Here is a 3,906-nt window from a genome sequence, read left to right as displayed (position 1 = left end):
GCACAAAATCGCGGCGTAAGTCTCGCCCTTGGTCTTGTGCGTGGCCACGTACTGCTTGACGGCGGCCACGGCCATCGCGCCCGAGGGCTCGACGATGCTGCGGGTGTCGACGAACACGTCCTTGATGGCGGCGCAGACCGCGTCGGTGTCGACGGTGATGAACTCATCGACCAGCTCGCGGCTGATGCGGAAGGTTTCCTCGCCCACCAGCTTGACGGCCGTGCCGTCGGCGAACAGGCCCACGTCGCTCAGGGTGACGCGCTTCTTCGCGCCGACCGACTGCAGCATGGCGTCGGAGTCGTTCATCTGCACGCCGATGACCTTGATCTCGGGGCGCACGGCCTTGATGTAGTTGGCCACGCCGGAGATCAGCCCGCCGCCGCCTATGGCCACGAACACGGCGTCCAGCCGGCTGGAGCCCAGGCTTTGCAGCTGCATGAGGATTTCCATCGCGATCGTGCCCTGGCCGGCGATGACATCAGGGTCGTCGAAGGGGTGGACGAAGGTCAGGCCCTGCTTCTTTTCGAGCACCACGGCGTGCGCGTAGGCGTCCGAATAACTGTCGCCGCGCAGCACGACCTCGCCGCCCAAGGCGCGAACCGCGTCGACCTTGAGTTGCGGCGTGGTGGTGGGCATGACGATGACGGCGCGCGTGCCGAGCTTTTGCGCGCTGAGCGCCACGCCTTGCGCGTGGTTGCCGGCCGAGGCGCAGATCACGCCTTTCTTGAGCTGGGCCGGGCTCAGGTGCGCCATCTTGTTGTAGGCCCCGCGCAGCTTGAAGCTGAACACCGGCTGCTGGTCTTCGCGCTTGAGCAGCACGGTGTTTTTCAGGCGCAGGCCCAGGTTTTTGGCGGGCTCAAGGCTGGATTCCACGGCCACGTCATAGACCCGTGCCGTGAGAATCTTTTTCAGGTAGTCGGCGGGGGTGAGCGGCTTGCCCGATGGGGCTGTTTTGGGGAGGCTTTTGGCGGTTTTGGTCGGGGTGGGCATGTTTTTCTCGCAGCCTGACATCATAGTGGCGCGAGAAAAAGCGCCGCAATGAGCCGGCACGCAATCCGGTGACCCAAGAAAAAAGGCCCAGACCTTGCGGTCTGGGCCTGTAAATCCACCCTTAGAGGAGGTGGAGGAGACAACCAGTGGCACCAAATACCTTGTGACGCCGTGGGCGATCAGTATTGATGCGATGATTTCAGTATAGCGGAGCGATGTTGCGCTGCACAATATCTTGTGGCGCAAACTCGACATTTTTCACGGTTTAGTTATAAATTTTATGCATAAGGAGTGGGGTTTATGGAATGCACGGTGAGCTGGACGGGCAACCATGGAGACCGTGCTGGCCGGCACGGGCGGATGCACGGCTTATGACGTGGTGCTGATCCTCAAGCGCGGCCGCCAGGACGTGCGCGGCTGCTCTGTCAAGCTGAGCGCCGAAAGGGCTGCCGTGGACCCCAAGGTGTTCACCAAGATCCACATGCACTTCGTGGTGACGGGCAAGGGCCTGGCCGCCAGCGCCGTGGAGCGCGCGGTGGCCATGAGCCACGACAAGTATTGCTCAGCCACCATCATGCTGGCGAAGACCGCGGACATCACCACCAGCTTCGAGGTACTGGAGGTTTAAGGGCCTTGCGGCCCAGGCTGCGGCTTTAGGCTTTAGATGTAATGCGCCGTCGTCGTCATGACGCGCGCGGCCGAGCGCATCAGCGCCTTGACCGGTTCCGGCAGCTGTAAGGCGCCGGCCTGTTCGGCGTCCCTCGCGTGCAGGGCCTCGTCGTCTTTCATCTGCGCCACGATGGCGCGCGACTCGTGGTCGCCCTGCGGCAGGCGTTCCAGGTGGCCGGCCAGGTGGGCCTCGACCTGGCGCTCAGTCTCAACGACAAAGCCCAGGCTCAGGCGGTCGCCCAGCCGGCTCGCGACCAGGCCGAGGCCGAAGGCGCCGGCGTACCAGAGCGGGTTGAGCAGCGAGGGGCGGGCGCCCAGTTCGTCCAGCCTGGCCTTGGTCCAGGCGAGGTGGTCGCCTTCCTCGCGGCTTGCCTGCAGGAAATGCTCGCGCAGCGCCGGGTCGCGGGTGCCCAGCGCCTGCGCCGCGTACAGGGCCTGCGCGCAGACCTCTCCCACATGGTTGACCCGCATCAGCGCGCCGGACAAGGCCTTGTCCTGCAGCGCCAGCYCGGTCTTTTCGCCGGGTACGGTAGGGCAGGCGCGGCTGGCGCGGGGGGCGGCAAAAAGGGTGCGCAATGCGCCGTCGGCGGCATTCAGGGCGGTGTCGAGTGCGGTGGTCATGGCGCCATGTTAGCGCCGGACTCCCGGCATGCAAACGCCCATGAGAAAAGCCCCTGTGAGGGGCTTTTTCGTGACGGGCCCGGATTGGATCCGGGCGGGGTTCCGGTTTAGAACGTGTGGCGGATGCCCAGGGCGATGTTGGTGGAGCCAACACCGGCCGCGGAGGTCACGCCGCCGAGGAAGCCGTTGCCGCCTGGTGCGACCTGGCCCTGGCCCTTGTTGTTGAAGTGGGTCAGCACGGCGTTCAGGTTGGTGCGCTTGGACAGCGCGTAGGTGTAGGTGAAACCGTAGGAGTCGGTATCGGCGTTCACCGTGCGCTTGTCATCCAGGCGGTTGAAGGCCACGACCCAGGTGTGTGGGCCGGTGGTGAGGCGGTAGCCGATGTGCATCAACCTGGCGTCTTGCCTGAAGGCGGCGTTGTAGGCATTCTGGAACGCCGTACCGACCACCGCGCTGCCGGTGGAGGCGGTGACAGAAGCGCCAATCGTGGAGATGCCGGTCGGATTGTCGTCCTTGATGGTGGCGTACTGGCCGTACAGGGTGCCGGGGCCGATGTCGACGGTGGCGCCGATCAGGTCGTTGGTCAGGGATTTCTGGCCCAGCTCATTGTTCTTGCCGTTGTGGCCATAGCCCACCGAGAAACCGTTGCCCTTGTAGGTGACCATGCCACCCCAGAACCGGCCTGCGGAGTTGCTGCCCGCGACTTCACCGGCGCCGTACATCAGCAATGCGGTGACGCCGCTGGTCTGGATCGCGTACTGCAGCGTGTTGCTCAGGCGGATGTCGAATGCGGCGGGCAGGCTGGCGACCTGGCCGGCGGCCAGGCTGGACTGGGTCTGCGAAGCGTCAAACTGCGCGGCCACCAGGTAGCCCGGCGTGTATTGGCGGCCGGCCGTGAAGGCGCCGAAGGGGGTCACCAGGCCGACGTAAGCCTGGCGGTCAAACAGGTTGCCGGCCAGGTTCACGCCGAATGCGCCGGTAGCGAGCGTGGTGTTCACGCCGGCGATCAGTGCGTCGCGGGTTGCGACGGGAAGGGGGAGGCCCGCCACGCCCGCAGCCACCGAGGTGGCGACGCGGTCAGGCATCTGGGTGCCGGAGTTCGGGCGGTTGGTCACGGAGCCGGTGTCCAGCTCCAGGCGGTTTTCGAGGGTGAAGATGGCCTTGTAGCCGCCGCCGATGTCTTCCGTGCCGCGAAGGCCGAAACGCGAGCCTTCCATGATGCCGCTGGCAATCGTGCTCACGGAGCCCTGGCGCAGGCCGCTCACGTGGTTGAAGCCTGCATCAAGAATGCCGTAGACGGTCACGGTGCTTTGCGCCATGGCGGCCGAGGTGGACAAAAGTCCCATGATCGCAGTTGCAWCGAGGGTCAGTTTTTTCATGGAGTCTCCAGGAGTTGTAATTAAAAAAGCGCTGAATGGCGGRAAATTTTGACGCCCGTCCTTACCCTGGCAGGCCGTCTTTGTGAAGGAAAGATTAATGGCGATGCCGTGAGCCGTAAAGAGTGTCACTACGGGGGGTATCACTTTCGCGACAGGGGAAAACCCGAGGTTTTTGCCGCCAGGGCAAAGCCCGGAAAAAAGCCGTGCAAGCTTCTCATTTCTTGCCGCTTCCCTCTGGGGATGGGGG

Annotated in this window: 3 protein-coding genes and 1 pseudogene; 1 reads left to right on the top strand and 3 read right to left on the bottom strand. The window is 64.4% G+C overall.

The features are described 5' to 3' along the window. On the bottom strand, nt 1-990 hold a 990-nt coding region (gene ilvA, locus AC1D0P_RS24365; protein WP_477679087.1), incomplete at its 3' end, for a threonine ammonia-lyase, biosynthetic. 331 nt (nt 991-1,321) lie between these two features. Here ilvA and AC1D0P_RS24360 point away from each other — a divergent pair. Next, nucleotides 1,322-1,618: pseudogene (locus AC1D0P_RS24360) on the top strand (OsmC family protein); the annotation flags it as partial. A gap of 32 nt (nt 1,619-1,650) precedes the next feature. Here the strand turns inward: AC1D0P_RS24360 and coq7 are convergent. Both coq7 and AC1D0P_RS24350 read right to left on the bottom strand, forming a co-directional pair. Beyond that, nucleotides 1,651-2,280 carry a 2-polyprenyl-3-methyl-6-methoxy-1,4-benzoquinone monooxygenase gene (gene coq7, locus AC1D0P_RS24355; protein ID WP_477679086.1) on the bottom strand — a complete coding sequence of 210 codons (630 nt, stop codon included), beginning with the start codon at nt 2,278-2,280 and terminating at the stop codon, nt 1,651-1,653. Nucleotides 2,281-2,387: 107 nt separating this feature from the next. After that, on the bottom strand, nt 2,388-3,659 hold the full coding sequence (locus AC1D0P_RS24350) for a porin (RefSeq protein ID WP_477679085.1): 1,272 nt from the start codon (nt 3,657-3,659) through the stop codon (nt 2,388-2,390). Between the last annotated feature and the right edge of the window lie 247 nt (nt 3,660-3,906).

Source organism: Polaromonas sp. P1_G2 (assembly GCF_056405515.1).
Note: the sequence above shows the minus strand (reverse complement) of the source record. Positions and strands in the feature narration are given on the sequence as shown.